The 14,079-nt window shown below is 54.9% G+C and carries 13 protein-coding genes; 7 read left to right on the forward strand and 6 right to left on the reverse strand.

Annotated features, from left to right (window positions below):
• Positions 1-59 precede the first annotated feature (59 nt).
• Together NTX59_05815 and NTX59_05820 are read left to right on the forward strand one after the other, a co-directional pair.
• Entirely contained in the window at positions 60-2,288 is a 2,229-nt protein-coding gene (locus NTX59_05815; GenBank protein MCX5785185.1) for a VacB/RNase II family 3'-5' exoribonuclease, read from the forward strand.
• A 37-nt stretch (positions 2,289-2,325) separates the two neighbouring features.
• Positions 2,326-2,778, forward strand: coding sequence for a hypothetical protein (locus NTX59_05820; GenBank protein ID MCX5785186.1), 453 nt, complete (start codon positions 2,326-2,328; stop codon positions 2,776-2,778).
• Positions 2,779-3,097: 319 nt separating this feature from the next.
• Here NTX59_05820 and NTX59_05825 read toward each other — a convergent pair whose 3' ends face one another.
• The 3 genes from NTX59_05825 to NTX59_05835 all read right to left on the reverse strand — a co-directional run bounded on the left by NTX59_05825 (position 3,098) and on the right by NTX59_05835 (position 6,421).
• Positions 3,098-4,222 (reverse strand): hypothetical protein, encoded by a 1,125-nt coding sequence (locus NTX59_05825; protein ID MCX5785187.1) that lies wholly within the window; start codon positions 4,220-4,222, stop codon positions 3,098-3,100.
• Between the two features lie 109 nt (positions 4,223-4,331).
• Positions 4,332-6,125, reverse strand: coding sequence for a glutamate mutase L (locus NTX59_05830; protein MCX5785188.1), 1,794 nt, complete (start codon positions 6,123-6,125; stop codon positions 4,332-4,334).
• 2 nt (positions 6,126-6,127) lie between these two features.
• A complete protein-coding gene (locus NTX59_05835) occupies positions 6,128-6,421 on the reverse strand; it encodes a hypothetical protein (protein MCX5785189.1) in 294 nt (97 codons plus the stop codon).
• A gap of 417 nt (positions 6,422-6,838) precedes the next feature.
• Between NTX59_05835 and NTX59_05840 the strand changes: the two genes are divergently transcribed.
• Positions 6,839-7,366, forward strand: coding sequence for a hypothetical protein (locus NTX59_05840; GenBank protein MCX5785190.1), 528 nt, complete (start codon positions 6,839-6,841; stop codon positions 7,364-7,366).
• Positions 7,367-7,414: 48 nt separating this feature from the next.
• On the opposite strand, the gene NTX59_05845 is transcribed toward NTX59_05840, so the two are convergent.
• The 3 genes from NTX59_05845 to NTX59_05855 all read right to left on the reverse strand — a co-directional run bounded on the left by NTX59_05845 (position 7,415) and on the right by NTX59_05855 (position 8,948).
• The gene (locus NTX59_05845; protein ID MCX5785191.1) at positions 7,415-7,939 is read right to left on the reverse strand and encodes a DUF192 domain-containing protein; all 525 of its coding nucleotides are present in this window, start codon (positions 7,937-7,939) and stop codon (positions 7,415-7,417) included.
• Positions 7,936-8,589: a hypothetical protein gene (locus NTX59_05850; GenBank protein ID MCX5785192.1), complete on the reverse strand. Its 654-nt coding sequence runs from the start codon at positions 8,587-8,589 to the stop codon at positions 7,936-7,938. The genes NTX59_05845 and NTX59_05850 overlap by 4 nt, the downstream gene beginning before the upstream one ends.
• A gap of 125 nt (positions 8,590-8,714) precedes the next feature.
• Positions 8,715-8,948, reverse strand: coding sequence for an Lrp/AsnC ligand binding domain-containing protein (locus NTX59_05855; GenBank protein MCX5785193.1), 234 nt, complete (start codon positions 8,946-8,948; stop codon positions 8,715-8,717).
• Between the two features lie 173 nt (positions 8,949-9,121).
• Between NTX59_05855 and dtd the strand changes: the two genes are divergently transcribed.
• The 4 genes from dtd to NTX59_05875 all read left to right on the forward strand — a co-directional run bounded on the left by dtd (position 9,122) and on the right by NTX59_05875 (position 14,003).
• Positions 9,122-9,577: a D-aminoacyl-tRNA deacylase gene (gene dtd / locus NTX59_05860; protein ID MCX5785194.1), complete on the forward strand. Its 456-nt coding sequence runs from the start codon at positions 9,122-9,124 to the stop codon at positions 9,575-9,577.
• Between the two features lie 171 nt (positions 9,578-9,748).
• Positions 9,749-10,480, forward strand: a complete 732-nt coding sequence (locus tag NTX59_05865; GenBank protein MCX5785195.1) for a hypothetical protein — start codon at positions 9,749-9,751, stop codon at positions 10,478-10,480.
• Between the two features lie 13 nt (positions 10,481-10,493).
• Positions 10,494-11,639, forward strand: coding sequence for a M20/M25/M40 family metallo-hydrolase (locus tag NTX59_05870; protein MCX5785196.1), 1,146 nt, complete (start codon positions 10,494-10,496; stop codon positions 11,637-11,639).
• Positions 11,640-11,822: 183 nt separating this feature from the next.
• Positions 11,823-14,003, forward strand: coding sequence for an oligopeptide transporter, OPT family (locus tag NTX59_05875; protein MCX5785197.1), 2,181 nt, complete (start codon positions 11,823-11,825; stop codon positions 14,001-14,003).
• The last annotated feature ends 76 nt before the right edge of the window (positions 14,004-14,079 follow it).

Consider the following 14,079-nt stretch of genomic DNA (forward strand, 5'->3'; position numbering starts at 1 on the left):
CTTGACCGGGGATAACAGCGGCACGCTTTTGGCCTTTCATTTATTGTATTATAAAGCCTATGCGATCACATTGGAAAAGTCACGAACACCGCCCGGACAAGAGAAGGGGAAACCACCATGTGGTGTCCCCTCAGTCGCGGACAGCGCCAGAGGCCCGCGACAGGTCAGGGCCACAGTCGTTGGGAAAGGGTGGAAACCACCATGTGGCGTCCCCTCAGTCGTTGGGAAAGGGAGCGGCCTGCGACAGGCCCCGCCCTTTTGGTTCCGATATCAATCCAAAAGAGCGGGGCAGGTCAGGGCCACAGCAGTTGGGAAAGGGTGGAAGCCTCAATACGGTGTCCCCTCAGCCTTCGAGAGTCGGTCCTTCTCAGAACATTCTTGAAGGCGTAATACAACATCACGGGGGGTTCGCTTTTTTACTTACCGAAACCGAAGGAGGAAGCGATGTGTTTCTGCGGGGCCGCGGGCTTGATCTGGCCATGGACGGGGACCGCGTACAGGCAAAAGTGCGCCGCGAGCAGAACGGACGCTTTGTGGGCGAGATAATTTGCGTGCTCACGCGCGCCCGTACTTCCATGGTCGGCATTCTTAAACACTCCCCTAAAGGCTGGGCGGTGTTCCCTGAAAAGGGGTTTACCCCGCCGGCGCAGGTGGCCGGTTTTGCCCCGAAGTTAAAACCCAGAGAGGGGGCAATCGCTGTGCTGCAAGTGACGCGCTGGCCTACGGAGAACGCGGGCGCCGCCGGAACGGTGACCGAACTATTGGGCGAGCCTGACGATGTGCGCGTACGCATAACCGCTTTGCTGCGAGCGCGCGATATCGTGGAAGATTTTCCGAAAGAAGTTCTGGCGCAAAGCGCCGCGTTCGGCGAGCGCCTTGAAAGCGCGCAGTGGAAAGGGCGGGAGGAATTGTTCGACCTTCCGATAGTGACAATAGACGGAGCCGACGCCAAAGATTTTGACGACGCGGTATCGCTTGAACGCCTGGACGGGGACATGGTGCGGCTTGGCGTGCATATAGCGGATGTGGGGCATTATGTGAAAGCGGGGTCCGCCCTTGATAAAGAGGCGTATTTGCGGGGAACCAGCGTGTACCTGCCGGACAGGGTAGTGCCCATGCTGCCGCCCGCGCTCTCGAACAATTTGTGCAGTCTCGTGCCGGGGCAGCCCCGGCTTACGCTGTCCGTATTTATTGACATTAATTCCGCCGGTAAGGTTGCCCGCCGCCGCCTGGCACAAACCGTCATCCGCTCCTGCCGGCGTTTCACTTACGAGGAAGTGCAGTCGCTTCTTGACGGGCAAAAGGTGAGCGCGGTGCCAAAGGCCGCGGAAGAAGCTGTTATGCGCATGGGCGACTTGGCCGCCGTGCTCTATAAAGTCAGGGTAAAGCGCGGCGCGCTGGACTTCAATCTTCCCGAATATAAAGTGGAAACGGACGCGCAAGGCAAACCGCTTCGCGTAGTGCTTCGCCCGAGGCTTCAAAGCCACCGTCTTATAGAGGAATTCATGCTGCTCGCGAACGAGTCTGTGGCCACCGAGCTTATGGCCGCGAAAATGCCGTTTTTGCACCGCCGCCACGACGCGCCGGATCCCGCCAAACTCAAAACGCTGGCGGAGACGCTGGGAGATCTGGGTTTGTCGGCCGGGCACATTATGGGCGGAAATACGCACAAAGGTTTGCAGGAAGTTCTGTGCCAGGCGGAAGGGAACCCGCTTGAGGATATAATCAATTCCCTTATAGTGCGCAGCATGCGGCAGGCTGTTTACTCTCCGGAGTCAACCGGGCATTTCGGCATAGCCGCAAGGTTCTATTCCCATTTTACCTCTCCGATCCGCAGATATCCGGATCTGATGACGCACCGCGCCGTAACAACGCTGCTATTCGGCAAGAAGGAAACCCGCGGCAGTCTTACGCTTGAGAAAGCGGGCGCGCATTGCTCGGAGCGCGAACGCGCGGCGGCGGAGGCGGAGCACAAGGCCGTGGACCTGATGCGCGCGGAATTGTTCAAATCCCAGATCGGATCAGTGATGAACGGCACTGTGACAGCCGTTACCGAAAGCGGCGCGTTCATACGTTTGGGAGATACGGGCGCCGAAGGGCTGCTGCGCGGTTCCACCCTGAAACCCGGCTCAAAGGTGAGCGTAACAGTGTCAGCCGTGGACGCCGCAAAGGGGCAGATCGACCTGGCCCCCGTCGGGCAAAAGATCCCGCCCGCGGCGCACTGGCAGGTATCGCACTGGAAAAAGCAGAAACACAATTCCGGCCGCGGCAGAGGAAGACGGCGCTGATTTATCCGGCGCAGAGTGTTCAGATTTCGAGGTGTGAATGTCCGATAATGAGGAAAACCCCGGTGTAAAGCCTGTGCTTCGCATAATAATCCTGCTGATAATTATGCCAGCCGCCTTTTTTTTCACCTATTGGATCCCGTGTACGCTCATTTTGAATCCATTCTTTGGAAACGAACACTCGCAACTGGCAGCCCGCTTTCGGTTGACCGGTTTCATTTCTTTTTTTGTCGCTCTCGGCGTCGGCTGGTATGTATGGAAAAAGCTCGGTGCGATATCGCAGGGGCGCGTTTCAGGCGCCTTGCTGGGAGCGGCTATACTGGGCGCGTTCGGCTTTTGCGCCGGGTTCTTCGGCCCGATGATCTTTGCCCCGGGGGCGAACCAGGGCCCGTTGCTCGGCCTCTTTATCACCGGCCCCCTGGGTTTCCTGCTAGGTGCGATCGCCGGTTTTATATATCCCAAATTCTTCAAATTCCTTACGCCGGATAAATAACCGATATTTTTATTTGATTGGGGGAAAATCAACAAAGGGTGGGATATTCAAGCTGAAATTGGGGTGGGGACAACCACATTTATATTTTAAAAACTCAACTCTTTGGAGGGGGTGGCGGCGGGTTTGTCTAAGGGGGTTTTCCGGAGGCCGACTTGAGCTTGCAGTCAGGGGAGGCCGAGGATAAGGGCGGCCGCGCTGGCCGACCCGACCCCCTCAGACAAATTCGCCGACAGGACCCCCTCACCTGTAATTAAATTTAAATCAATTGAATATAAAAAAGCCGCGGATTATTAAATCCACGGCTTTTTTAACCACACGCTTATTTTTCCAGCACTTCTATGTTGGCCCGGGGGACCACCAGCTTCTCTCCGCCGTCCAATTCAACCTCAAGCACCCTCACGCGGCTTTCGCTGCCCACGGTGGTAAGCTCCGGCGGCAGCGATTTTACCGTGCCGATAACCCCGAAATACGGCTCGCGGATAATACGCACAGGGTCGCCCGGCTCTATCCAGCCGCGCCCCTGCTCTCTCTTGCACTCGGTGACATTATTGGGATAGCCCGGCACTATTATTTCCGGCCGCATAACACCCGCGCGTATCTGCGTTGCGCCCGAGACGGAAGCCTTCTCGCCGTTCCTGGAAGCGAGCAGTTTGAAAGTATATTCCGCCATGGGAATTGAGCCGAAGCCCTCGGTGACTATCAGCGTAATGCCCAGATTCTCGGTGCCGGTTACGGCCACGCCTATGTCGTAGCCCATAAGTTCGCGAAGATCCCGGTCGTGTATGCCGCCCACCACCAAAGCCTTTACGCCCATCTCCACTGCTCTTTTTATAGTGGAAAGGCTGGCGTGCCTGCCGCCTATCAGAATTTTACCGCAATGTCTGTCTTTTATCCCTTCGGGGGCCAGATCTTCGGCAGGACTTTTAACCGCCACTTCTATCTCGCCGCTGGTTTCTCCTCCGATGCCGAAAATACCCTGTATAAAAGTGCCCTCCGTTTCCACCGTTACGCCGAAACCCTCGTGCACCTCCACCACTTTGCCTTTGATATATGCCGCAAGCGGCAGTATCCTCGGCGGTTCCCTGAGCATTACCTGCCCGGTTATTAAAGAAATAGACTCTATGGTACCGGCTATCGGAGACTCTATGGCGGTTTTAAACCATTTTATGAGCGGCTTGTTTTCGGCTATAACCTCACCCTTTGCTATGGCGGCTCCCTCGCCTTTAACCATAAAGTTTTTTATTTCATCAGGCGCTACCGACAGGCGGTTGGCCACATTTACCGGGTAAACCTTGCCCGGCAGTTCGGTCTGGGCCACTATATCCGAGCCTTCCACTTCTTCGCCAAGACCCACCAGCACTTTGCCGGGTATTGGCAGCGCTCTCTTCTTTTTTAAGAGCGTGCAGGGAATAACTTTCAATCCGGGAGTATAAGCGTGAGCCATAATTATATCCTCCAAAATGATTTCGTTCAGGGGCTTGAGACTAGTGGCTAGGGTTTGGGGACAGAGTTTTCCTTCCCTGACCGCTATTCTCTCTACGCTACCCGCTGCTTTAGACCGGGTACATCCCCATTGCTTTGTACCACTTATTCAAATCAGCTATACGTTTTGAGTGCGACTTGGGCAACTCAAAGGGACGGCCTCTGCCGTCAAGCACAAGTCCCACCACACCGCCCTCAATATCAGCCTCCACTTTGTTGCCGGAGCCCGCGCCCATGTCAAAACCCTTGGCGGGCCTTGCCGTAAGCTTTGCCTTGGCGGCTTCCAGCGGAATGTGCAGGATATCGCCGAAACGCAGGTCTCCCCAGAGCCTTTTTGCGCCCGGAGCCGTAACTTCCCAATCCATTATAACCTGGCCTTCCTTGGCAAGGCCTTTAGGAGCGAGGCAGGTTCCCATGCGCACAAGACAATCGTTGTAAAACACATCAAGGGCCGCTTTCTCGCTTATCTGGGCAAGCACCCCCAGGTGCGGCATCATAAAGATGGAATCCACCGCCATACGGGTAACGCCCTCGGGCTGGTAGGCGTCTATCATCATCAGCATGGACTGCGTGCGCCGGGGGGAATGCGCGAGTATCCCGCCCGAACCTATTACATAGTCCAGCCGCATGATATTGATAAGGCTGGCCCCGGAGGCGGTCTGCTCGAACGCGTCCGAGATGGAGCGTTCCTGCTGAACGCCCTTAAGGCCGACGGCAAGCGACTTGTGCTGGTCAAAAGCCAGGCGCAGGGCTTCGCGTGCGACCGCGTGTTCGATCTGCAGGTCTTCAACGGTCTGGGGGATGGTGGTGGGCCTTATCATTTTATTTTTCAGACGGTTGCGCAGGTCCTGTTCTTCCACGTCAAAAGGCAGCCAGCGCAGAATATTGGCAAGCCCCGTCTCGGCCATCACATTTGAAATGGAATAGCTCATCCCCAGGTTGGCGCTGACGGTGCGGTTAAAAACTCCCGAGAACACCGAGAACACGTCGGTGGTGGCGCCGCCTATGTCTACGGCCAGCACATTAAATTTATTCGCCTTGGCGAATTTTTCCGTCATGGAGCCGACCGCGGCCGGAGTGGGCATGATGGGCGCCCCCACCATCTTCATAAGCTTCGGGTAGCCGGGGGCCTGCTGCATCACATGCTCAAGAAAAATGTCGTGAATTTTGTGGCGCGCGGGCATCAGGTTTTCCCGCTCAAGCGAGGGGCGGATATTTTCCGTTATTATAAGAGCGGTGCGGTCGCCCAATATATCCTTTATCTGCTGATGCGCCTTGTTGTTGCCGGCGTAAATAACAGGCAGTTTGTAGGAGGCTCCAAGGCGGGGTTTCGGGTCGGCGGCCTTCAGGAACTGCGCAAGCTCAACCACGTGCGTAATGGTGCCGCCGTCGGTTCCGCCTGAAAGCAGCATCATGTCGGGCCGCAGCTGGCGGATGCGCTCGATCTTTTCGTGGTCGGCGCGGCCGTCGTTTGAAGCCAGCACGTCCATCACTATGGCGCCCGCGCCCAAAGCGCAGCGCTGGGCCGATTCGCCGGTCATAGCTTTTACGGCTCCGGCCACCATCATCTGCAGGCCGCCGCCGGCCGAAGAGGTTGAAACATAAATATCGGCGCCTGTATTGCCGTTATTAGGGGTTATTATATTCTCTCCGTCCAGTATTTTGCGGCCGGAAAGTTCTTCCACCTCGGTGATGGAATTCAGCACGCCCTTGGTGACATCTTCAAAAGGGGCTTCCACTGTGGTGGGGGCCTCGCCCCTGAAAGTCTGGCGATAGGTGTCGCCTTTTTTTTCTATCAGTATGGCCTTGGTGGTGGTGCTGCCGCAGTCGGTGGCTATTATGACTTCCAGATCTTTATTTGACATAATCACGCTCCTGTAAGCTTTTCCACAAGATAAGAAATTGCCTTCGGATTCTCAAGCAGCTTGGTAAATTTTTCCACTTCGCTCTTGGCAAAAACCATATTGAGCATAGGCGCAAGAAACACCAGGCCCTGCGAACCGAGATTGTGCACCGGCCGCGTACCTTCAAGGGCCAGCACCGCCATGTCGCCAAGGGAACGTTTTTTAATTTTCCCCGCGATCAGGTCAAGGGTTTTCTTTTCCTCGTCATTTATCGCCTTGTGGGCGGGCAGTTTAAAAGCATTATCCCATATACCCATGTCAGTTTTATTCTACATAAAAACAAAACCTTATCAAAATATACAGGACGGTGCGGCTCAGACGGTCAATACTAGCCTATGGCTGTGCCGTATCGAGGGCTATGCCCTTCAGACGGCCTTGCCCCGCTCTTTTGGATTTACGGCCGGCAACCAAAAGGGCGGGGCTTGCGTAGGAGGGGAAACCGCCATGCGGTGTCCCCTCAGTTGTTGGGAAAGGGTCGTCTAACAACGGCCTGTGTCCATCAGACGGCCAATACTTGCGTAGGTGCCGTATCAGGGACGGTGTCCATCAGACGGCCAATACTTGCGTAGGTGCCGTATCAGGGACGGTGTCCATCAGACGGCCTTGAAAGAGATTCTGACTTTGGTGTATACTTTATTATAAGGGCCGGCCAAGGCCATTTAAGGATAAACCATATGAATAACTACACCAACGCAACAACCGGCAAGCCGTGGCTGCTTATCGCGATTGTGGCCTTAATATTGACCACGGCGCTGATAGTCGGTATAAAATTTTTTGTCGGGAGTGAGGCGCAGGAGTCCGCCGCCCCGAACGTTGCGCCGACTGATTTTAAGTTCCAGGGCGACAGCGGCCATACGCCGGGATATAGTCCTATTTCCCACTCTGAGACCGGCAGCGCCGGCTCGCTTGAAATGTTCAAAAAAACAAACGCCGGTTACTACAAGGAGGATTCTTCCTCCACTGAAAGCGGCACTGTCGCCGCCGAAGCGCCTAAAACCACAAAACCCGCTGTTTCGAAAACCGGCGCAAAAACCAAATCCTCAGCCGCCTCCATAAAACGCACAGTGATACCGAAAATGCAGACGACGAAAGGCTTTGGCACTGCAGCCGCCGGCACAAGCAAGGCTAACGCCCCTAAAGGCGCGGCCACGCCGGATATTTCAACTCTTATGAAGCAGGCCCTGCAGAAAAAGGGCCAATAGGAAAGCAGGGGGGTAACCAGTAAACGGTAACCGGTATCCAGTAACTGATTACCGGTTACCGATTACTGTTCTAACCGGGGCGGAACTTGAGTATACTGCGTCCGCTTTTTTCCGTTTATTAAAATAAATTTTAAGCTTTGAACCCGGCTTAAGGCCGTGGGCGCGCGCCGTGCCGCCGGCGAGTTCAAGCACGAACCGCGCGGGAGCTCCGGCCCTTGCCACTTCAGCCTCCGGCTGGCCGGTGAAAGACCTGGGCACCCGGTGGAAAATCCTGCCCGCTTTCATCTCACGGGAAAGAAAAACCATGTCCAGGTCTATAAAAGTGTTTTTCATCCAGAAATCTTTTACCCCGTCATCGTTAAAAACAAAAAGCATTCCCGTGTTTTGCGGAAGATCATTAATAAACATCAGGCCTTTGCCATGTTCCTCCGGGGTAAGCGCCAGCCGCGCGCCGACCTTGAAGCCGTCAGGCAGGATAATTTCCGCTCCCGACGCGCCGGCTGGAACCGAAAGGGCGGGGCAAGCCATGCACAAGATCGGGGCGAGCATTAACGCGAGGACGGCTTTTTTCATGGTTTTTTACCGGCGGGTGTGACACTGGCCTGTTCCGCCTTAGGAGGACTGTCCGCGACTGCGCCACTGGCCTGTCGCGGGCCTATGGCGTTGTCCGCGACTGTGGATATTTCAGCCGTAAACGCGCCGGACGACACAGCGGCGGCGGTACTGGCCTGCTCCGTCTTGAACAGGTTATCCGCAGTTAAGCTTTCCATAAACAGCGGGGTGTCCAAATCAGCCGCGGCCTTCATTTTTCCGGCCTCGGAAAACAGAGCAGTCAGATCCACGCCGTGTTTTTTGGCAAGCTGCCGGAGGCTGCCGTCCTTGGCCAGTTCCGACGCAAGTTTTGAAAAAGGGACTGCGGTCTTTTCGGAAATAAGGATAAGGGTTATAAGCTCCTGGCGGTAAAGCCCGGCGTGGAGATGCTTTAGAATTTCCTTCTCGCCCGCGGTGGACTCAAAAACCGAGTAAAGAATGGCGGGGCTTACCTGGGCGCTTAAAGCCCAGGCAAAAGCGTCATCGCTGAAAGTGTCAAGGCTGGCTTCGTCCTTTTTTAAAAAAGCATCCGGGCTCACCTCGGCGCCCAGCAAAACCTGGGCCACAGCCGGCGGGCCGGACAATGCCAACAAGAAAATCACTATGAGCGAGCGCATAGAATACGATGCCATAGGCTATCAGCTATAAGCCATGCGGCTGTTCCAGCCGCGCCATAGGCCGTATGCTTTAAGCCATAAGCCTTAAAGAATCTCCTTACAAGCCTATGGCATATGGCTTCTGGCGTAGGGCAGGAAGCTTACAGCGATGTCGTCACAAGTGTTTCCGTGGTAAGCACACCCGGTATTGACCGGATTTCCTGAACGACGATGTTGGAAAGCATGGGCAGGTCGTCGGTTTCCATGTCAAGCACCAAATCCCAGCGCCCGAACACGGCCGACATGTGCACCACGCTTCTGAGCGCTTTCAGTTTGGCAAGAGTCTGTTTTTCCTTGCCTGGCAATAGTTTAAGCAATACAAGTCCTGTTACCATAAGGCAACTTCCTCCTTGTCGCACCCCGCGCGCGCACTGCATAGCGCGAGGGGTGGATTAACGTACCTGTGCTCACTGCGAAGGTAATCGCGCGGGCTAAAAAAGCCGGTGGTACGGCAAAAATTATACCATTAAAATTAAGGTATAATTAGGTTTTCAGTCAATCACCTTTTATGCGCGCCTTGATACAGCGGGTCAAAAGAAGCGATGTCAGCGTGGAGGGCAAAGTGCGCTCCTCCATAGGGGCCGGCCTGCTGGTGTTTGTGGGAGTCGGGAAAGATGACGATGAAAACGACGCCCGGTTTCTGGCCGGGAAAACAGCCAATTTACGGATCTTTTCAAACGCCGAAGGTAAATTCGACCTTTCGCTTCTTGACATCAAGGGTGAGGCGCTGGTAGTCTCCCAATTTACGCTTTACGGAGACGCTTCAAAAGGCCGCCGCCCCGACTTTACCCAAGCCGCAAGGCCCGAACAGGCAATACCGCTCTACGAATACTTCATCAGCTGTCTTAAAGGCCTGGGACTTTCCGTGAAAACCGGCGTTTTCGCGGCCGAGATGGAAGTAACGCTGGTAAATAACGGGCCGGTAACGATATGGCTGGAAAGCGAAAAACGCCATATGCCATAAGGGCGCCGCGCCCGCCATACGCCATAAGCTATAAGGAAACTTCCGAAAAAGCATATAGCCTATGGCTTAAAGCTTATGGCACCCTTTTGCCTAAAGCATACAGCATATGGCGCGACTGTTCCAGCCGCATGGCGTATGGCTTAGGGCGGATAAACCGGGATTTAGAAACTTATGTTTGCATTTGAAACACAAAAGCCGGGCATAAAAGCAAGTTTTACCCTTACAGTTCTGTCTTGCTTGCTGCTTTCCGGGTGCGCTATATTTTACGGTGCTTCCCATAAAGGCGCTTATGCCATTGACGATTGGGATACCTGGACCGGCTGGAACGACGATTACGGCTCACATGAATTAAAGGCGGACGGCCTTTACTACCGCCTCACAGAACGCCAGGACGACACCCGCAACGAACCTTCGGACGGCTATTCGCCGGGCCTCATACTTTCAAGGGCGATTACCGGCAGCAGCTGGCGCGTCGATCTGCAGGCGGATTTTAAAATACCGCCCGGGCAGGTAAAAAGATTTTCTTACGGAGTTTGGCTGGGCGGCGACTCCACAAGGCCGTCGCTCGGCAGCGCCTCCGCCGTGCTTAAACTGCTGGCCCAGCGCCAGAACGGCCCGGGGCCCGACGATGACGCGCTTATAATAACCTGTCTGCCGGGCGGCGCTCCCGTAAAAATACCAAAAACCGCTGAAACGCTGCGCTTTGAAAGGAACGGGAATTTATTCACGGTTTCATATTCCTTGAATAAAAAAGAGTTCAAGCCGGTGGCGCGCCTTGAGGCGGCCGCCGAAGACGTTCCCGCTCAGGAATTTTTCATAGGCGGATTCGCCGCCGGGGACACGCAGGGCGCTTACGCCAGGTTCACAAGCCTTAAAATGAACGGCCAGGAAACATTGCAATGAGGTCTTTATGTCTATGAACGAAAAACGCATGATCCAGAATTTCACGGAGCTGGCGCGCATAAGCTCTCTTTCAGGCAAAGAGGCAAAAGTAGCCAGGCACCTGGAAAGAATTTTCAAGTTTATGGGCGCCGAAGTTTACATGGACAACGCGGGCGAAAAAATACAGGGCGACTGCGGCAACCTGATAGTTAAGATAAAAGGCACTGAGCAGGGGGAGCCGTTTTTATTGTCCGCCCACATGGATACCGTGGGCCCGGCTGAAAACATAAAGCCTCAGGTCCATTCAACCACCATAACCTCGGACGGCCTCACGGTGCTCGGCGCGGACTGCAAGGCGGGCATTGCCATTATTATTGAGACCGTAAAAGTTCTTGAAGAACTGCGCCTGCCGCATCCGCCGCTTGAACTGGTTTTTACCATAAGCGAGGAAATGGCGCTTATGGGAGCCAAATTCCTGGATTATTCAAAACTGAAAGCCCGCCGCGGGCTTATTTTTGACAATGAGAAGCCGCTTGATTGCGTTATCACGAGCGCGCCGGCCGCGGACAAGATGGATATTAAAGTTTACGGCGTGGCCGCCCACGCGGGCGTTGCGCCTGAGAAGGGTATCTCGGCCATTAAAGTCGTATCTTCGGCGATAGCTGGCATGAAACTCGGCCGTATAGACAGCGAAACCACGGCGAATATCGGAGTAATAAGCGGAGGGAACGCCATCAACATCGTACCGCCGCTGGTCGAGTTAAGCGGCGAGGCGCGCAGCCACAGCCTTGAGAAACTGCGCCGCCAGACAAGGCACATGGAAGACTGCCTGAAAAAAGCGGTCAAAAAAATGAGGATCCGGTCCCAGGGCAAAACACTTTCGCCAAGGTACGATTTTCTGCTGGAGCGCAAATTCCCGAACCTGATAATAAGCAGCCGCGACCCCGTACTGAAACTTATTGACGAAGCCATGAAAATTCAGGGTCTTAAAATGAAAGCCATGGCCTCCGGCGGCGGCACGGACGCGAATATAATGTACGGCCACGGCATAGGTGCCCCGATACTTTCCACCGGTATGCGCGAGGTGCACACCACGCATGAATATCTGGACCTGAAGGATTTCTTCGGCTGCGCCCGTTTGACGCTCGATATAATGAGCAGGCTGGCGAGGAAAGATTAGGAATGATAACGGGAGGGCAGGTGGTTGCCCTGGAGCCGCATAGCGGATGGGAGGCTCCGCCCGGAACGGGTGGGGAGGGAAACCACGGGAGGGTTTCCTACGCGGCGGAAGGGCAATTACCTGCCCTCCAAAGATTACAACAACCTATTTCCGAAAAACTAAATAAACCCTGCAAGGAGCCTTATGGATAAGAAAAAATCCGATTACGAGTTCAAACCTTACATCGATACAAATCAGACCATACCTGAATTCACCGTGCAGGCCGTGGTGCTGGGTTTTATTTTATCGGTGCTATTCAACGCCGCCAACGCCTACCTCGGCCTTAAGATAGGCATGACCGTTTCGGCCTCAATACCCTCGGCCATCATCTCAATGACGGTGTTGCGCATAATACTGCCTAAATTTTTCAACCGCCACGGCACCATACTTGAAAACAATATCGTGCACGCTTTCGCCTCAGTAGGCGAATCGCTGGCGGCGGCAATAATATTCACCGTGCCCGCCATCATTTTCATGGGCGGCACTATCACTAATTCCATGGTGTTCATGCTGGGGCTTACGGGCGGCGTGCTGGGACTTCTGCTGATGGTACCTCTGCGCCATTCTCTGATGGTGACGGAGCATAAAACCCTGCCCTTTCCGGAAGGCAGCGCCTGCTCAAAAGTGCTTATCGCCGGCGATAAAGGGGGCGCCTCGGCAAAGCCCGTGTTCGCCGGCATTCTGACAGGCGGCATATTCAAATTTTTCATGTCCGGCTTTATGATGTTCAAGGACACCATTTCGTGGAGTTTCGCCTCGCTTAACAAGGCGGGCTTCGGCTATGAAATTTCGCCCCTGTTCCTTGGCGTGGGCTATCTGGTGGGGCTTCGCATCTCGGCGGTGATGTTCGCGGGCGGCGCGTTCGGTTACTGGGTGCTTATACCCGCCATTAACGCTTTCGGCGGGCATAATATCATTTCACCCGGCCTCATACCCATAGCCGACATGACCACCGAGGACATAAGGGTCAATTATGTCAAATATATCGGCGCGGGCGGAGTGGCTTTCGGCGGCCTTATCAGCATTATAAAATCTCTGCCGGATATTTTCTCTTCTTTAAAGTACAGCTTGGCGGGCCTAAGCACGAAGGCCGAAATAAAGGAAGGCTCGCAGACACAGACCAAAAGAGATTTTGAACATACCTATATAGTGTGGGCGGGCGGGGTGTTGGGCGCCATTATAGGCATTTTCGCTTTTGAAATACCCTGGCACCTCGGGCCCGCGGCTTGGGACCCCGTGCTGCGGCTTTTCGCGGGAATAATCACGCGCATATTTTTAGCCGGTTCGGCCGGGGCTTTGATACTTGGTTTCTGCTTCTGGGCCATAGCCAACTCCTGCGCCAAAGTCTGCCATAAATTTCTCAGGATAGAACAGGACACGCCGCTGCCGCTGGTACTGGCCGGCGTGATAGCCATGTTCCTTTTACTGTGGCTGGTGCCGCTTTTTGACCTGACTTTCTGGGAAGCCCTGATAGTTGTTATCTTCTCAATGTTCTTTACGGCGGTCAGCGCGCGGATGGTGGGGCTTATCGGCAGCACCAACCAGCCTGTATCCGGCATGACTATAACGGCGCTTTTATCACTGACCCTGCTGTTCGTCTTCATGGGACATAATAAGGAAACGGCAAAGGTGGCGGCTATCATGGCGGGCGCGGTGGTGTGCATCGCTATCTCTGTTTCGGGTGACTTGTCGCAGGACCTTAAAACCGCGGCGCTCATAGGCGCAACGCCCTGGAAGGTTCAGTTGGCGCAGGTGGCCGGCACCCTGGTGTCGGCCGTGCGTTCGGGTTTTGTTCTGCTTATCCTTTACTGGGCTTACGGCTTTGGCGCGCCCACGGCAGCGCACCCGAACGCCCTTGAAGCTCCCCAGGCGCAATTAATGGCCAAGCTTGTGGAAGGCGCTACCGGGGGGAATCTGCCCTGGCTTTTACTCGGGCTTGGCGGGGCGATAGGGCTTATCTGCGAGCTGTGCGGCATTTCGGCTTTGGCCTTTGCCATCGGGCTTTATCTGCAGATAACCAACTGGCCCATGATACTTCTGGGCGGGTACATAGCATACATAGTTTCCAGGCACGCTGGCGGCGCGCCGGACGAGGAGCACGACCCGGGTTCGCTGTTCTCGTCGGGTCTGATAGCGGGCGACGCGCTGATGGGGATAGGTCTCGCCATCGTTACTGTGCTTAAATGGGACAAGCCCCTGATGCTCCGTGACCCGAACGCGGGCTCCTTTACTTTTGAAGCCGTTCTCTCCACCGTTCTCTACCTGTGCATAGCCCTGGCGCTCTACCTTGTGGCCAGGAAGAAACACAGGAAAGCGGTTGTTTAGTTTATTTCGTTGGACTGCGAATTTGGCTACTCCTTAAGGGAGCCGACAAATTTCCCGCGCGCTCCAATACTTGCGT

Source organism: Elusimicrobiota bacterium (assembly GCA_026388155.1).
Taxonomy (GTDB): domain Bacteria; phylum Elusimicrobiota; class Elusimicrobia; order Elusimicrobiales; family UBA9959; genus UBA9634.